Source organism: Variovorax boronicumulans NBRC 103145 (genome assembly GCF_001591345.1).
GTDB classification, from domain to species: domain Bacteria; phylum Pseudomonadota; class Gammaproteobacteria; order Burkholderiales; family Burkholderiaceae_C; genus Variovorax; species Variovorax boronicumulans.
In genome coordinates, this window is the sequence record NZ_BCUS01000272.1 from 1 (window position 1) to 930 (window position 930).

Annotated in this window: 1 protein-coding gene and 2 pseudogenes; all 3 read right to left on the bottom strand. The window is 70.5% G+C overall.

The window, feature by feature from the left end; translation table 11 throughout:
- A pseudogene (locus VBO01S_RS33410) lies at positions 1-262 on the bottom strand (hypothetical protein); the annotation flags it as partial.
- Entirely contained in the window at positions 259-801 is a 543-nt protein-coding gene (gene rimI, locus VBO01S_RS31500) for a ribosomal protein S18-alanine N-acetyltransferase (protein ID WP_062483095.1), read from the bottom strand. The gene rimI and the pseudogene VBO01S_RS33410, both read right to left, overlap by 4 nt.
- A pseudogene (locus VBO01S_RS33415) lies at positions 798-930 on the bottom strand (tRNA (adenosine(37)-N6)-threonylcarbamoyltransferase complex dimerization subunit type 1 TsaB); the annotation flags it as partial. The gene rimI and the pseudogene VBO01S_RS33415, both read right to left, overlap by 4 nt.

A 930-nucleotide genomic window follows, 5' to 3' on the forward strand; every position in this document is an offset into this window, starting at 1 on the left:
CCACAGGACGGGCGACGGGCGCGGGTGCCGGGCGCGGCGGAGGCGGCGCGTCGTACGACTGGTCGCGATCGTCGAGTTCCAGCGGCGGGCCTTCGGGCATGTCGGGCATGCCGGAATCAGCGGCCACGGGGGCCTCCGGCTCGGCTTCGACTTCGATCTCGGGTTCCGGCGGCACAGGCCACCAGACCTTCACGCCCATCTCGTCGAGCATGGCGCGCTGGCGCGCGTCCAGGCGCAGGGTGTGGACCGCGGTGTCCGTCATCGCAAAGCTCCCCAGGCGGAGCCTGTTTCGTTGAGGCGCATGCTCATGACGACCGCGTCTTCACGCTTGCCGTCGAACGCCGGGTAATAGCCCTTGCGCACGCCGACGCTGCGAAAGCCTTGCCGCAGGTAGATGTCGAGCGCGCGCCGGTTGCTTTCGCGCACCTCGAGCCACAGCCACAGCGCGCCCTCGCCGCGCGACCAGCCGGCCAGCGCCTCGAGCATGAGCGGCGCCCAGCCCTGGCGCTGGAAGGCCGGCGCCACGGTGATGTTGAGCAGGTGCACCTCGTCCACGCCCTTCATGGCGACGAAATAGCCGATCAGCGTTTCGCCCAGGCTGGTGCAGGGCGACTCGACACCCGGCGCAACGCCGGGCGCCAGCAGGCACTGGCAGTGGTAGCCCACGGCCATCGAATCGGTGAAGTTGGCGCGCGTCCAGGGGTGCGTGTAGGCCGTCTGCTCGACCGCGCACACGGCATCGATCCGCTCGACGGTGAGCGGTTCAAGACGGGCTTCGACGGACTGGAGGACAGCGCTCATGCGGGGTTCGGCGGAACGGCGGCCGCCGCCTTGATGGCGGCGCGTTCCTCGGTGGTTTGCGCCACTTTATCGCGAACATACAGCGGCCAGGCCTGCGCGGCGGGCACGGTGCGGCCGGCCGCGAGCAGC